The 14,405-nt window shown below is 59.3% G+C and carries 15 protein-coding genes; all 15 read right to left on the bottom strand.

Going from position 1 to position 14,405, the window contains the following annotated elements; all coding sequences use genetic code 11:
• Positions 1 to 5 precede the first annotated feature (5 nt).
• Positions 6 to 311, bottom strand: coding sequence for an STAS domain-containing protein (locus tag U6037_RS07795; RefSeq protein ID WP_322846348.1), 306 nt, complete (start codon positions 309 to 311; stop codon positions 6 to 8).
• 159 nt (positions 312 to 470) lie between these two features.
• A complete protein-coding gene (gene fliJ / locus U6037_RS07790; protein WP_322846347.1) occupies positions 471 to 923 on the bottom strand; it encodes a flagellar export protein FliJ in 453 nt (150 codons plus the stop codon).
• Positions 924 to 929: 6 nt separating this feature from the next.
• Positions 930 to 2,288, bottom strand: a complete 1,359-nt coding sequence (gene fliI / locus U6037_RS07785; protein WP_064119534.1) for a flagellar protein export ATPase FliI — start codon at positions 2,286 to 2,288, stop codon at positions 930 to 932.
• Entirely contained in the window at positions 2,278 to 3,084 is an 807-nt protein-coding gene (gene fliH / locus U6037_RS07780) for a flagellar assembly protein FliH (RefSeq protein WP_322846346.1), read from the bottom strand. The genes fliI and fliH overlap by 11 nt, the downstream gene beginning before the upstream one ends.
• Before the next feature lie 4 nt (positions 3,085 to 3,088).
• Positions 3,089 to 4,108 (bottom strand): flagellar motor switch protein FliG, encoded by a 1,020-nt coding sequence (gene fliG / locus U6037_RS07775; RefSeq protein ID WP_007920042.1) that lies wholly within the window; start codon positions 4,106 to 4,108, stop codon positions 3,089 to 3,091.
• On the bottom strand, positions 4,101 to 5,888 hold the full coding sequence (gene fliF, locus U6037_RS07770; RefSeq protein WP_322846345.1) for a flagellar basal-body MS-ring/collar protein FliF: 1,788 nt from the start codon (positions 5,886 to 5,888) through the stop codon (positions 4,101 to 4,103). Before fliF ends, fliG begins: the two co-directional genes overlap by 8 nt.
• Positions 5,889 to 5,903: 15 nt before the next feature.
• A complete protein-coding gene (fliE, locus tag U6037_RS07765; protein WP_064119537.1) occupies positions 5,904 to 6,233 on the bottom strand; it encodes a flagellar hook-basal body complex protein FliE in 330 nt (109 codons plus the stop codon).
• Between the two features lie 128 nt (positions 6,234 to 6,361).
• Positions 6,362 to 7,756, bottom strand: coding sequence for a sigma-54 dependent transcriptional regulator (locus U6037_RS07760; RefSeq protein ID WP_322846344.1), 1,395 nt, complete (start codon positions 7,754 to 7,756; stop codon positions 6,362 to 6,364).
• A 5-nt stretch (positions 7,757 to 7,761) separates the two neighbouring features.
• The gene (locus U6037_RS07755; RefSeq protein ID WP_416221705.1) at positions 7,762 to 8,973 is read right to left on the bottom strand and encodes a sensor histidine kinase; all 1,212 of its coding nucleotides are present in this window, start codon (positions 8,971 to 8,973) and stop codon (positions 7,762 to 7,764) included.
• A gap of 109 nt (positions 8,974 to 9,082) precedes the next feature.
• Positions 9,083 to 10,558, bottom strand: coding sequence for a sigma-54 dependent transcriptional regulator (locus tag U6037_RS07750; RefSeq protein WP_016984300.1), 1,476 nt, complete (start codon positions 10,556 to 10,558; stop codon positions 9,083 to 9,085).
• 172 nt (positions 10,559 to 10,730) lie between these two features.
• A complete protein-coding gene (locus U6037_RS07745; RefSeq protein WP_007920054.1) occupies positions 10,731 to 11,027 on the bottom strand; it encodes a hypothetical protein in 297 nt (98 codons plus the stop codon).
• Between the two features lie 10 nt (positions 11,028 to 11,037).
• Positions 11,038 to 11,433, bottom strand: coding sequence for a flagellar export chaperone FliS (fliS, locus tag U6037_RS07740; protein WP_064119541.1), 396 nt, complete (start codon positions 11,431 to 11,433; stop codon positions 11,038 to 11,040).
• A 129-nt stretch (positions 11,434 to 11,562) separates the two neighbouring features.
• Complete coding sequence (gene fliD / locus U6037_RS07735) at positions 11,563 to 13,023, bottom strand: flagellar filament capping protein FliD (RefSeq protein ID WP_322846343.1); 1,461 nt, start codon at positions 13,021 to 13,023, stop codon at positions 11,563 to 11,565.
• 82 nt (positions 13,024 to 13,105) lie between these two features.
• On the bottom strand, positions 13,106 to 13,462 hold the full coding sequence (locus U6037_RS07730) for a flagellar protein FlaG (RefSeq protein ID WP_322846342.1): 357 nt from the start codon (positions 13,460 to 13,462) through the stop codon (positions 13,106 to 13,108).
• 73 nt (positions 13,463 to 13,535) lie between these two features.
• Positions 13,536 to 14,387, bottom strand: coding sequence for a flagellin domain-containing protein (locus tag U6037_RS07725; RefSeq protein ID WP_016984295.1), 852 nt, complete (start codon positions 14,385 to 14,387; stop codon positions 13,536 to 13,538).
• Positions 14,388 to 14,405 lie beyond the last annotated feature (18 nt).

Raw genomic sequence — 14,405 nt, 5'->3', positions numbered from 1 at the left:
GGCCGTCAACTGATGTCGAAGAGTTTGTCGAAATTGGAGATGGCGAGGATCTTGCGCACGTCGGAGTTGCTGTTGACCACTCGCACGTCCGACTCGTCGCCGCCAGCGTGATCACGCAGCAGGAGCAGCATGCCCAGTGCGGAGCTGTCGAGGTAAGTGGCTTTCTTCAGGTCCACCACTATGGACTCAGGCTTCTCATTGAGTCGCTCATAAGACTCACGAAACTCCTGATGCCGACCGAAATCGAATCGCCCCTCGATCGAAATCGTCAGCTTTTTCCCATCTGAAGACACTTCTGTAACGACTGACATTGACTGGCTTCCTTGTCATTGACGAACCTGTACAAGGTTTAGCACTTGCACAGGGTTGCAGCAAGGTCAGAAGCCAGATCAAAAGATCGCAGCCTTCGGCAGCTCCTACACTGATCCCCCTGTAGGAGCTGCCGAAGGCTGCGATCTTTTGATCTTGTTCTAAAACGGATTCTGCCGTGGCAAGCGCTGCGACAACTCGTCGAGCAATTTCTGCTCGCGCTTGTCCTCAAGGCGTTGCGCCTCTTCGCGATAACGCTGCACCAGTTTGCGCAGCCCTTCGACCTTGGCGAATGCCTGTTGCCATTCCTCACGCGCCTTGTCGAGCTTGTTCTGGTGCCAGACCAGGCTTTGGCGCTGCTGATCAACCGCAGTGTCGAGTTGCGCCAGAAAACCCTGAAAGCCCAGCAACCATTGCCCGGTCACGCCGGTGGCGCCACGCACGATCCATTGTTCGGAGTAGTCCAGACGGAAGGCATTGAGGTCGGCGAGTTTGCTTTCGGCGACCTTCACCTGCCCCTGAAAATAGCCCAGGCGTTGCACGGCGGTTTTCTCGGCCTGTTCGGCCATGTCCACCACCGGCGCCAGACGCGCGGCTCGACTGACGGCGGCCATGACCGGTTAGCCGCCCGCCGCTGGGGCGAACAGGGTTTCGAGGTAAGCCTGGCTTTCGCCCATGTTGATTTTGTCGTTGAGGCCCTGACGCTGATAGCGCACCAACTGCGGTTGCAGGGAAATCGCCAGATCGGTCTCGCGGTCGCCACCGGCAACGTAGGCACCGACGCTGATCAGATCGCGGCTCTGCTGATAGCGCGACCACAACTGCTTGAAGTACTGCGCGCGCTGCATATGTTCGGGCGAGACCACCGCCGGCATCACCCGGCTGATCGACGCTTCGATGTCGATCGCTGGATAGTGCCCTTCCTCGGCCAGACGCCGCGACAGCACGATGTGGCCGTCGAGTACGCCTCGGGCCGAGTCGGCAATCGGGTCCTGCTGGTCATCGCCTTCGGACAACACGGTATAGAACGCGGTAATCGAACCGCCGCCCTTCTCTGCGTTACCGGCACGTTCAACGAGTTTCGGCAATTTGGCGAACACCGATGGCGGATAACCCTTGGTCGCCGGCGGCTCGCCGATTGCCAGGGCGATTTCCCGCTGCGCCTGAGCGAAACGGGTCAGCGAATCCATCAGCAACAGGACGTTCTTGCCCTTGTCGCGGAAATATTCGGCGATGCGCGTGCAGTACATCGCTGCGCGCAGACGCATCAGCGGCGCATCGTCCGCTGGCGAGGCAACCACGACGGAGCGTTTGAGGCCTTCTTCACCGAGGCTGTGCTCGATGAATTCCTTAACTTCCCGACCCCGCTCACCGATCAGACCAACGACGATAATGTCGGCCTCGGTGAAGCGCGTCATCATGCCCAGCAATACCGATTTACCGACACCGGTACCGGCAAACAGACCCAGACGCTGGCCACGCCCGACCGTCAGCAAACCGTTGATGCAACGGATGCCGACGTCGAGCGGCACGCTGATCGGGTCACGGTTGAGCGGGTTGATCGTCGGGCCGTCCATCGGCACCCAATCTTCGGCTTTCATGCCGCCCTTGCCGTCCAGCGCACGGCCGGCGCCGTCAAGCACGCGACCGAGCATGCTCATGCCCATCGGCAAACGCCCGGTATCAGCCAGTGGCACCACACGGGCACCCGGGGCGATGCCGGCGACGCTGCCGACCGGCATCAGAAAGACTTTGCTGCCGGAAAACCCCATGACTTCCGCTTCCACCTGGGACGGGTGATAGCTGTCGTCATTGATCACCAGGCAACGTGTGCCCATGGCGGCGCGCAGGCCTTCGGCTTCGAGGGTGAGGCCGACCATGCGCAGCAGGCGACCTTCAAGAATCGGCGCGCCGGCAATCTCGGTGGCCTCAGCGTAAGTGCTCAGGCGCTTGGCGAAACTGGTGCGTTCAAGGCGCATCGGGGTTGTCCGCGAGCGGCTCGTCAGGGACAGCCGCCGGTTTTACGTCTTCTGGAATGTCCAGGCTCAGATCCGCTTCAGCCGGGTGCAAAGCCTGTTCGTGCAACTGATCGAACAGCTTGGCCATAACCTGACCAACGCGGGTTTCAATGCTGGCATCGATGCGGCTGTGCTCGGTTTCAACCCGGCAGCCGCCCGGCAACAGCGCTTCGTCCTCGACGATGCGCCAGGTTTCCTCATGACGCTCGCGCAGGGCCTTGGCCTGCTCGAAATCCTGCGGATTGACGTACAGGCGCACGTTGTCGACGCCCAGCGGCAACAGCTTGAGCGCATCGCGCATGACGTGTTCGATCTGGCTGGAATCGATGGCCAGCTCGCGCTTGATCACCTGTTTGGTGATGTGCTGCACGAGGTCGACCAGCGACTTTTCGATCTGCGTGTCTTGCTCAGCGATCGGTTCGAACAGGTTCGCCATCAGTTGCTCAAGGCTGGCGAGTTTGGCGCTTAGCGCTACCTCGGCTTCTTGGCGCACCTTGAGCGTGGCGCTGTGAAAACCCTCTTTCTCGCCGATGCCGAAGCCTTCGTTGTAAGCCTCCTGACGGATACTTTCGAGTTCTTCCAAAGTCAGTGGCTGGACTTCTTCCAGCGGCACTTCTTCCATTTCCGGCGGTTCGGGTTCCGGCTCAGGCTCGGGTTCCGGCTTCGGCGGATCGAAGCTGGGCATGGCCCAGGATTCGAAACCACGGACATCGCGGGCACGGATCAGATCCGTCACATCGTCGTCGTGCTTGTCCATGGGCTTAGATCATTTCCTCGCCACCCTTGCCGCCGAGTACGATCTCGCCGGCTTCGGCCATACGACGGGCAATGGTGAGGATTTCCTTCTGCGCGGTTTCGACGTCGCTGACGCGTACCGGGCCTTTGGCCTCGAGGTCGTCGCGCAACAGTTCGGCGGCACGTTTGGACATGTTCTTGAAGATCTTTTCTTTGACGCCTTCGTCGGAACCCTTGAGGGCCAGCACCAGCACGTCGGAAGACACTTCGCGCAACAATGCCTGAATGCCTCGGTCGTCGACATCGGCGAGGTTGTTGAACACGAACATGAGGTCTTCGATCTGACCGGACAGGTCTTCGTCGACTTCGCGGATCGAGTCCATGAGCTGGCCTTCGATCGAGCTGTCGAGGAAGTTCATGATGTCGGCCGCGCGCTTGATGCCACCCAGGGTGGTGCGCGAAGCATTCGAGTTGCCGGAGAACTGCTTCTCGAGAATCTGGTTCAGCTCTTTCAGTGCCGCAGGCTGCACGGTGTTCAACGACGAGACGCGCAGGATGATGTCCAGACGCACCTTGTGGTCGAAGTTGCCGAGCACTTCACCGGCCTGATCCGGATCGAGGTACGCGACCACGATCGCCTGAATCTGCGGGTGTTCGTAACGGATCACGTCGGCAACGGCGCGCGGCTCCATCCATTTCAGGCTGTCGAGGCCACTGGTGTTGCCACCGAGCAGGATGCGGTCGATCAGGCCGTTGGCCTTGTCTTCACCCAGTGCCTGGGTGAGCATTTTGCGCACGTAGTCGTCGGAACCAACGCCGAGGCTGGTCTGGTCGCCGACGATGTCGACGAACTCGCTCATGACCTGCTCGACCTGTTCGCGATGGACGTTGCCCATCTGCGCCATGGCCACGCCGACGCGCTGAACCTCTTTGGGGCCCATGTGGCGCAGCACTTGTGCGGCATCGGTCGAACCCAGGGACAGCAGCAGAATCGCGGCTTTGTCGACCTTGTTCAGTTTGACGGTTGCGGCTCGGTTATCACTCATCTGCGTTAATCCACTCTTTCACGACCTGAGCCACGCGACCCGGATCCTCGGCCACCAGACTCTTGATTGCATTCAGTTGTGCGTCATAACCCTCACTTGGGCTCGGCAACAGAATGCTCTGCGGACCACCGAGGCTCACGCGGTCGTTGGAAAGTTCGCCGTCCAGGCCGCCCATCCCGCCGAGTTCCACGTCGCTGCCAAGACCGGCCAGCTCCTTGCCTTTGCCGCCACCGGTGATGTTGTTGAGCACCGGACGCAGCACACCAAACACCAGCACCAGGATGAACAACACACCCAGCACTTGTTTGACGATGTCCCAAAACCATGGCTGGGAGTAGAACGGAATATCGGCAATCACTTCGCCGCGCTCGGCGGAGAACGGCATGTTGATCACGCTGACGCTGTCGCCACGGCTGGCGTCGAAACCGACGGCGTCCTGGACCAGACGGGTGAAGCGCGCCAATTCGTCGGCACTCCACGGCGCACGGGTGGTTTCACCGTTGGCGGCGTTAACCTTGACCTGATCGTCGACCACCACCGACACCGACAGACGATTCAGGCGACCCTGCTGCTGTTTGGTGTGGCTGATGGAACGGTCGAGTTCGAAGTTCTTCGTCGATTGCTGACGCTTGTCGGCCGGGTACGGCGCGAGCATCGGCTGGCCGGTGGCCGGGTCCATGATCTGCTGACCGTTGGCATCAACCAACGGCTGTCCTGGCTGCACCATCGCGGCCGGCGCTGCGGTGCCACCGGTGGTTTGCGGCGCCGAAGCTGGCGCGGGCGGCTGGTTGCTCAGGGCACCCGGCACACCTTGCGGGCCATTGCTGGCGGTGCGTTGTTCGTTGACCGACTGCTCGCTGCGCAACGCCGGTTGATCCGGGTTGAACTGCTCGGCCGTCGACTCGACGGCATTGAAGTCGATATCGGCCGAGACTTCCGCCTTGTAGCGATCGTTGCCCAGTACCGGTTGCAGAATGTTGTGCACGCGCTGGGTGAGCATGCTTTCCATGCGACGGCTGTAATCGAACTGCTTGCCGGCCATGGTCATTTCGGAGTTCTCCGCCTGATCAGAGAGCAAGGTGCCCTTCTGGTCGACGACGGTGATCTGCGATTTGCTCAGCTCGGGAACAGAAGTCGCCACCAGATTGATGATCGCAATCACCTGGCCTGGCTCCAGCGAACGACCGGAGTACAGCTCAACCAATACCGAAGCACTTGGCTTGCGCTCATCACGCACGAACACCGAGCTCTTTGGAATCGCCAGGTGCACGCGGGCACCCTTGACGTTGTTCAGGCTGGAGATGGTCCGCGCCAGTTCACCTTCGAGGCCGCGACGATAACGCGTCGCTTCCATGAACTGGCTGGTGCCCAGACCTTGTTCCTTGTCGAGGATTTCGAAACCGATGTTGCCGTCGCTGGGAGTGACACCAGCTGCGGCGAGTTTCATCCGCGCACGGGACAAATCGTCGGCCTTGACCAGCAAGGCACCGGAGTTCGGTTCGACGTTGTAAGGAATGTCGGCGGCGGCCAGGGTGTCCATGACCTGCTTGGCGTCCATGCCGGCAAGGCTGCCGTACAACGGACGATAATCCGGCTGCTGCGACCACAGCACCACGGCAAAGCCAATCGCCACGCTCGCAGCCAGGCCGACCAACAGGCCCACCTGACGCAGCATGGTCATCTCGGAGAGGTTTTCCAGGAAGGACAGGCCGAACAGCGGCGGTTTGCCGTCTATCGGGGTGGCCTTGGCCGGAACGTTATCGGCGACTGCTTCTGCCATGACTCAATCTCGTCCTTAAACCGGCATCTGCATGATGTCTTGATAAGCCTGAACCAGCTTGTTGCGCACCTGGGTCAGAGCCTGGAACGACACGCTGGCTTTTTGCGAAGCGATCATCACGTCCGTCAGATCGACGCCGCTCTTGCCCACTTCAAATGCGTTGGCCAACTGAGTCGACGCGGTCTGGGTATCGCTGACCTTATTGATCGCCTGACCGAGCATGTCGGAAAAGCTGCTGCCCGCCAGTTCAGGGACAGCGGTCGTCGATTTCGGTGCAGACATGGCATCCAGCTTCATGGCCTTCATGTCTGTCATCAACCGATTAAATTCAATACCTTGGCTCATGGTCTACTCTCTTGGGCGGCCCGCAATTTTTTGACACTCACTCGGCGGGTACACAGGTATTAGCAACAAGGGTGCCAGCTCATGGGCAGCCCTTTCAGAAAAGCATTTTCAATTTTTTGCGGCACGTCTCAGGTGGCGAACAGATAACCTTCGACGTCCATCCCGGCATCACGCATTTGCGCCAGTTTGTAGCGCAGGGTGCGCGGGCTGATGCCGAGTTTTTCCGCCGCCTCCTTGCGCCGTCCACGCTCGGTGCGCAGGGTGTCGATGATCATCTGAAACTCCCGGCGGCGCAGGTCATCGCCCAGTGCACCGGCAGAATCCGCTTCGATCTCTACCTCGCGAATCACCGCAGAAACCGCAGCGGCGACGGGTATCGCGGTGTACGTCACGGGACCGGCCAGACAGAAATCCTGCGGCTGAATCAAGCCGCCCTGCTGCAGAATCAGCGCACGCTGAATGGCGTTATCCAGTTCACGCACATTGCCCGGCCACGGGTAAGCGGTCAGGCAGGCTTGTGCGTCAGGCGAGAGTTTCGCCGCCGCATGCTTCATTTTATTGACGTGTTTGGCCAACAACCTTTCGGCCAGCGGCAGGATATCGGCAGTGCGCTCGCGAAGTGGACGCCAGGCGAGAGGGAAAACCGACAAACGGTAATAAAGGTCTTCACGGAAACGCCCCGCCGCCACTTCGCCCGCCAAGTCGCGGTTGGTGGTGGCGACCACGCGAATATCCAGAGCGATCGGCTTGCGCGCGCCCACCCGCTCGACTTCACGCTCCTGCAGCACGCGCAGCAGTTTGGCTTGCAGGCCAAGGGGCATTTCAGATATTTCGTCGAGCAGTAATGTACCGCCGTCCGCCTGTTCGAATTTGCCGGCTTGCGCCGCGATGGCACCGGTAAACGAACCCTTCTCGTGACCGAACAGCGTCGCCTCGAGCATGTTGTCCGGGATCGCCGCGCAGTTGATCGCAATGAACGGCTGGCTGGCGCGATGGGATTGCTGGTGAATGTAACGCGCCAGCACCTCTTTACCGGTACCGGACTCGCCGGAAATCAACACGGTGGAATCACTGCGCGCCACTCGTGCGGCCAATTCGAGAAGCTGCGCACTGGCCGGTTCAACGGCAATCGGGCCTTCACTTTCGCTCGCGCCAATAATAGTGCCCAGTGCATGCCGCGCCACCAGGTCAAGCAAAGCCCTGGGCTCAAAAGGCTTGACCAGATAGTCCGCCGCGCCTTGACGCATCGCATCGACTGCGCGCTCGACCGCGCCGTGCGCCGTCATCAGCAACACCGGCAATTGCGGCTGGCGGGCACGCAGCAGGGCGAGCAATTGATGACCGTCCATGCCCGGCATATTGACGTCACTGACCACCAGACTGAACGCCTCGCGCCCTACCGCCGTCAGCGCATCTTCAGCGCAACCGACCGCGTGGTAATCGTGGCCGGCCAGCAGCAACGTATCGGCCAGTGCCTCGCGCAACGAGCGGTCATCCTCGACCAGCAAAACCTTGATGCCCATGGCTCTCACTCAGCTCCCTGTACAGCGGAAAACAGCGGCAGGATCACCTGCGCGCACGTGCCGCGCCCGACCCGCGAACGCAGCAGCAATTCTCCCTGATGCGCACGGGCCACAGCCTTGACCACGGTCAGGCCCAGGCCGGTGCCAGTAACTTTGGTAGTAAAAAATGGCTCGCCGAGCCGTGCCAGAACAGCTGGCTCGATCCCGCTGCCGCTGTCGCTGATGCACAGGCGCAGACTGTTGCCGCGCCTGTAGCAATGCACTTTCAGGCGAACGTCGCCGGCACTGGCCTGAATCGCGTTTTCAATCAGATTCAACAGCGCCCCGACCAGCGTGTCGCGATTGCATAGCAGCTCGCCGGCATGACTGTCGCACTGCCAGCGGATTGGCAGATCCTGCACATGCGTCAGCGCTGCCGCTTGCAGGGCCTGCATCAAGGCATTCGGGGTCAGGCGATCGGTCAGCGGCAATTCACCGCGCGCAAACACCAGCATGTCGCGCACTTGATGCTCGAGCTCATGCAAACGTTCTTTCAGACGCCCGGCGAAACGCTGCTGAGTAGCGACAGGCAGCTCTTGCTCAGTCAAATGACTGGCGTAGAGCAAAGCGGCAGACAGTGGCGTGCGGATCTGATGCGCCAGCGACGCGACCATGCGCCCCAGCGAGGACAAACGCTCATGGCGCGCCAGCTGGTCTTGCAGATGACGGGTTTCTGTCAGGTCGTTGAGCAGCACCAATTGCCCCGGCTCGGCGTCCAGCGAGCGGGTGGCAATCGACAGGCGCCGACCGTTTTTCAGGGAGATTTCGTGACCGTCGTCTTCACGCGGGGCAAAGCAGCGGGCAATGACGTGGCGCCACAATTCGCCCTCAAGCGGCAGGCCGAGCAACTCGATGGCAGCCGGGTTGGCCTCATGCACCATGCCGTGGCCGTCGATGACGATGACACCACCGGGCAACAGATCAAGAAGGTTTTGCAGACGATTGGCCAAGCGCTCTTTTTCCGCCAGCTCTTGCATGCGCTGAGCGCTGACCACTGCCAGCTCACCCTTGAGCTCGGTTACCCGCGCCTCAAGCATGCTGTAGGAGTCTGTCAGTTGGCTGGACATATGGCTGAACAGCTCGAAAGCCTGCTCAAGACCCTGTCGGCTTGCCTGTTCTACGGAGGACGGTTGCCCCTCGGGACTGGAGGCAGAAGACATCTGGGCGGCTTGGGGCATTGTGCTTCTCGCTTGGCTGACCGTCAGTTAAACGGAACGTTGCGAGGGCTGTAGCAATACCCGTGCCTAAAAAAAATCGCTTACAAATGAAGCGGTTGAAAAACAGGCGTCAATCATCCGCCTGTTCATCACCATCGCGTCGGCTCATGCCGTACTTGCGCATTTTCTCGACCAGCGTGGTACGGCGAATGCGCAGGCGCTCAGCGGCACGCGCCACAATGCCATTGGCATCGTCCAGCGCCTGCTGAATCAGGCCTTGCTCCAGACCACCGAGGTAGTCTTTCAAGTCCAGTCCTTCCGGCGGCAGCATGGCGTTGGCGGTGAAGTCCGGCGTATGGCCGTTGATCGCCACGCGCTCTTCGAGATCGCTGCGCAGGCTGTCGACCATTTGCTCGTCTTCGTCGTCGACATAGCGGAATTTCTTCGGCAACTCGACCACGCCGATCACCCCGTACGGGTGCATGATCGCCATACGCTCGACCAGGTTGGCCAGTTCGCGGACGTTGCCCGGCCAGCCGTGACGGCACAGCGACATGATCGCTGCCGAGTTGAAACGGATCGAACCACGCTTTTCGTGCTCCATGCGCGAGATCAGTTCGTTCATCAGCAGCGGGATGTCTTCGACACGCTCACGCAGCGGCGCCATTTCGATCGGGAACACGTTCAAGCGATAGTAAAGGTCTTCGCGGAAAGTGCCGATCTCGATCATGCTTTCGAGATTCTTGTGGGTCGCGGCAATGATGCGCACGTCGACGCTTTGGGTCTTGTTGCTGCCCACGCGCTCGAAGGTGCGTTCCTGCAGGACGCGCAGCAGCTTGACCTGCATCGGCAGCGGCATGTCGCCGATTTCGTCGAGGAACAGCGTACCGCCATTGGCCAACTCAAAGCGGCCGGCACGGCTGGTGATGGCGCCAGTGAAGGCGCCCTTCTCATGGCCGAACAATTCGCTTTCGAGCAGCTCTGCCGGGATCGCCCCGCAGTTGACCGGAACGAATGGCGCATCGCGACGCTTGGAATGGTAGTGCAGGTTACGCGCAACCACTTCCTTGCCGGTGCCGGACTCGCCGAGGATCAGCACGCTGGCGTCGGTGTCGGCGACCTGCTGCATCATCTGGCGCACGTGCTGGATCGCACGGCTGGTGCCGACGAGACTGCGGAAAAGATTGGGTTCGCGATGACGACCGCGCTCGCGGGCCTGGTCATACATCTCGCGATAGACCTGGGCACGGTGCAGGGAGTCGAGCAATTTGCTGTAGCTGGGTGGCATTTCGAGGGTCGAAAGCACTCGGCGACGTTGGTCTTCAGGCAAGTCAACGGAAGAATTATCGCCCATCAACAAAACCGGAAGGAACTCATCCCAGGTTGAGAGTGTCTTTAGCAAGCCCAAAAGCGCGCCAGGAGCATTAACGGTCCCGATCAGTACGCAAATGACTTCACGACTAGACGACAAAGAGCCGACTGCCTGCTGCCAGTCATGGCTGCCGCAGGGTAAATTTTCTTCGCCAAGAAAATTTAGAATCACCGCCAGGTCGCGGCGGCGGACGCTATCGTCATCGATCAGCAGAATTTTGGTTTCACGCCACATGCAATAGCAACTTCCCTAGTCAACTCAATGCCCGAAAAATGGGGCAAGCGAGACGCTTGCAGGACACCATGTGCCTGTAGACGCCTGAAATCTGAAAACAGCCACTAGTTAAGTCAAAAAACCGTGCACAGTCAAATTTATGGCGCACATGTCTGGATTAACTGGGGGTTAATTAACCAAACAGATGGTAAACCTTTGCCGCCTTTTGCGCTTGGGTGATCTGCGACATCTCGTTGGCTATCGCCTGCCGCTCACCCATGGCCACCTCAAGAAGCTCCTTGTAGACGTGCAGCAGCTCCTCGAGATTGTTGCGCAACGCGTCCTCATCCAGCGCCGCTTCAGCCATGACGTCTTCCATGCAGGAACGGCAAGCCAGATCCAGCTCGCCAATGGCTTCCCAATTGCGCTCGGCCAGGGCAGTGACCAAGGCTTCACGGGTATCGGCAATTCGCTGCAATACAAGACTCATGACGATCTCCTTAAAACTGGGGGCCTGGTGGAGCGATGCCGTCCCAGCCTTCCTTTACGGTGCGCAGCAGGCCGGCCACTTCATCGAGGATCTTCGGATCACTCTTGATGTTGGCCTCGGCCAGTCGCTTCATCATGTAGATGTAGAGCTGGTTGAGTTCAGCCACCGAATCGGCGCTGTTTTCCAGGTCCAGACCTTCACACAAGCCGCCAATGATGCCAACAGCTTTGCTGATGGCCGTGCACTTGGCAGCAATATCCTTGCGCTCAATGGCGCCCTTGGCCTCGGCGATACGCCCCAGACCACCTTCCATCAACATTTGCACCAGACGGTGCGGGCTCGCTTCGGACGTCTGTGCATGTGCGCCGACTTTCTGGTATTGCCGAAGGGCTAACATCGGATTCATGTTCTACCTCATTGCCACATTGACTCGTATAACCAGTGTATCGCCAACGAATCAGAGAACTTTAGATCAAAAGACAAAAACCCGGCACACGCCGATAAAGCGTAGCCGGGTTTTTGTCGTGCCTGTCTGTTACTTCGCGGACTGCTGAGCGTTCAGCGAGCTGAAGAACGACGTGATGTTGCTCGCCGTCGCCTTCATCTGGCCTACCAACAAGTCCATGGCGTTGTACTTGGCGGTCAACGTCTTGGTCAGGTTCTCGACACGCAGGTCCAGCGCCGATTGCTGGTCAGTCAGGTTTCTGGTGTTTTTTGTCAGAATGGCCATGCGCTGATCAAGCAAGCCGACGCCGTTAAGGCTACCCGCTGGCGGCTTGAGATACGGATCAACCACCTTGCTCATGCGCGTCAGCAGGCCATTGGTGTCGTCGGTGCCGGTAAACAACTGCTGAACCTGGCCGGTCATGCCTGGCTGCGCCATGGTTTTGGTGAAAGCAGCGGTATCAAACTTCAGGTTACCGGTGTCACGGTCGGTCATCACACCCAACTGCGACAGCACCGACAACGGGCCGCCAGCGCCTGTTGCCGTCAACTGCTCACGAATATCGGCAATCAGTGCGCGCGGCATCGCGTCGCCGGTGAACGCCGCCTGCACGGTCAGCTTGCCATCGGCATCCGGCGTCGCCTTGGACAGCGTATCGATGGTGGTCTTCAACGTGTTGTAAGCGTCGACGAACGACTGAATCGATGTCTGCAGACCTTTGGTGTTGGCGTCCACGGTGACAACAGTCGGCGTCGCAACGTTACCCACGACAGGACTGACCGTCGTCAGGTTCAGGGTCAAGCCACTGATTGCACCGGTCACCGTGTTGCTTTTGCTGGTGACTTCAAGACCGTCGATGGTCAGCTTGGCGTTTCCCGCAACGTCGTTGACCGCGCCTGAAGCGCCTGCAGCCGGGCTAGGGCCCATCTTCTGGGTGCCATCGATTTCCAGACCGGCAATACCGCTGACTTTGAGGTCAGAGCCTTCGCCGGTCTTGCTCGAACTGATCACCAAGCGCGAAGAACCGGAGCTGTCGGTCACGATGTTGGCGGAAATCCCGTTGGCGCCCTGAGCCTTGTTGATGGCGTCGCGGGTGGTTTGCAACGTGGCATTTGCCGGAATGTCGACATTGTAATCAGTGCCATTCTGACTGATTTTCAGGGTACCACTCGGAATGGCACTGGCGGCACCGCCGGCGAAAGAGGCGCTGGCGATTTTCGAGCCAGTGGCCAATTGACTGACAACGACGTTGTAATTGCCCGTCACTGCGGTGCTGTCGGACGTCGCGCTCAGATTGGTATTGCTCGAAGTCGCGGTGAAGCCGGCAAAGGCAGGATTGGTCTTGCTGCCCAGATTGGTCATCGCCGTCTGGAACGTGGTCAATGCACTCTTGAGCGAACCGACGCCGGAAATCTTCAGCGTGTTGGCTTTGGTCGCGGTGTCGATCTGTGTCTGCTTCGGCGCCTTGTCAGCGTTGACCAGCGCAGTGACGATCGCACCGATGTCCAGGCCGGAACCCAGTCCGGAACCCGGTAGAATTGGACTTGCCATGTGCATCTCCCTTCAGATTGTTGCCATTCTTTTGACCGTTACAGGCGTCCTGAGAACAGACAAACATTATTCATGCCAGCTATCAGACTTTGGCGTCGAACAACACGTGGCTTGCATTGGCCAGGCTGTCTGCCAGCTTGAGAGCTTCTGCGGAGGGAATCTGTCGAACGACCTCACCCGTCTCGCTTGCGATCACCTTGACGATGACCTTCCCGGAATGCTCGTCGATCGAGAACTCCAGATTGCGCTTGATCGATTGAACAAACTTCTCGATCTCCTGCACCGCCAGCTTCAACTTGGCGTCGTCCGTAACCTGACTCTTGGCAGCGACCGGCGCTTCAGCCTTGACAACTTTAGGCGTCTCTGACGGTTTGTCAGCGACCGGCGTGACTGGCTTGGGAGCCGGATAAGACTGGTTAAGCTTGACGCTCATGTCCATGCTCATCACCTCCTAACGTAAAAAGGCGAGAGAGCGCGACCAGCGCACCCTCCCGCCCAAACTTGTTCCGAAATTACTGAAGCAGCTTCAGTACAGCGGAAGGCAGTTGGTTGGCTTGAGCCAGAACGGAGGTCGAAGCCTGCTGCAGAGTTTGCTGCTTGGTCAGGTTAGCAGTTTCTGCGGCGAAGTCGGTGTCTTGTACACGACCCTGTGCAGCGGTGGTGTTCTCAACGATGTTCTGCAGGTTGGAGATGGTGCTGGTCAGACGGTTTTGCGAAGCACCCAGGCTCGAACGAGTGCTGTTGATCGTTGCAATTGCAGCGTCGATCGCGGTGATTGCGTTGTCGATGTTGGCAGCAGCGCCCGATACGCTTGCACCGGTCAGAACTACAGTACCGCTACCTACGGACAGGCTGACGGCGTCGAACTTGGAGCTCAGTACCAGGTCGATGTGGTTAGCCGAACCGGTGTTTGCGCCCACTTGCAGGGTCACAGTACCAGCCGAACCGTCCAGCAGATTTTTGCCGTTCAGGTTGGTCGAAGCAGAGATACGGGTCAGTTCGTCCGACATCTGGGCGAATTCGTCGTTCGTTGCTTTCTGGTCGATGCTGCCGTTGGTACCGGTACGGGCTTTAACAGCCAGTTCACGCATACGCTGCAGAATGTCGGTCGAAGCTTGCAGAGCGCCTTCAGCGGTCTGAGCAACGGAGATACCGTCGTTGGCGTTCTGGATCGCCTGGTTGCCACCACGGATCTGGGAAGTCATACGGGTAGCGATCTGCAGGCCAGCGGCGTCGTCTTTAGCGCTGTTGATTTTCAGGCCGGAAGACAGGCGCTGCATCGAAGTCGACAGAGCGTCGGAAGCGCGGTTCAGGTTTTTCTGAACGTTCAACGACGTGGTGTTGGTGTTTACTGTTAAAGCCATGACGAATTCCTCGTTGGT

It is taken from the genome of Pseudomonas sp. B33.4 (assembly GCF_034555375.1).
GTDB lineage: Bacteria > Pseudomonadota > Gammaproteobacteria > Pseudomonadales > Pseudomonadaceae > Aquipseudomonas.
This window is presented reverse-complemented; position numbering and strand designations above follow the sequence as displayed.